At 59.7% G+C, this 549-nt stretch carries 2 protein-coding genes; both read right to left on the bottom strand.

The features are described from left to right. A partial coding sequence (locus ACUH78_RS19520; RefSeq protein WP_445334480.1) for a nucleotide-binding YajQ family protein occupies positions 1-220 on the bottom strand: 220 nt, incomplete at its 3' end. 21 nt (positions 221-241) lie between these two features. Beyond that, a partial coding sequence (gene ppnP / locus ACUH78_RS19515; RefSeq protein ID WP_445334481.1) for a pyrimidine/purine nucleoside phosphorylase occupies positions 242-549 on the bottom strand: 308 nt, incomplete at its 5' end.

Here is a 549-nt window from a genome sequence, read left to right as displayed (position 1 = left end):
CGTCGACGTTCTTCTTGGTCATCTCGGGCAGCAGGATGGTCTTGATCTGGTCGAGTTGGAAGTCGCTGTCGCCATAGAGGGTCAGCAACTTTTCGGCGTGTTCGATCTTGGCGCTGGTGCCTTTGAAGTCGTGACGGCCGTCGACCTTGCGGTTGGCCTGTTCGACGGCGTTACGCAACGAGGGCTGATCGACCTCGGACATGATGTCGAAAGACGGCATCGCTTCGCTCCCTGTGCCGGATCAGCCGTAATGGCAGATGTAGTGATAGGGCTCGCCGCTCACTTCGATATCGAAGCTGGAGTTGGGCGGCACATCGAAGGATTCGCCGGCGGCGTAGGTCTTCCACTCGGTCTCGCCCTTGAGACGAATGCTGCAGCGACCTGCGACGCATTCCATGATTTCGGGTGCGCCGGTGTTGAAGGTGAGCGATGCCGGCAGGATGACGCCGACGGATTTCTTGGTGCCGTCGGCGAGCTGAATGCCGTGACTGACACACTTGCCGTCGAAATACACGTTGGCCTGGGTGGTGACGGTGACGCCGTCGAAGC

The sequence above is a fragment of the Thauera sp. ZXT1-4 genome, assembly GCF_052598215.2.
This window is presented reverse-complemented; position numbering and strand designations above follow the sequence as displayed.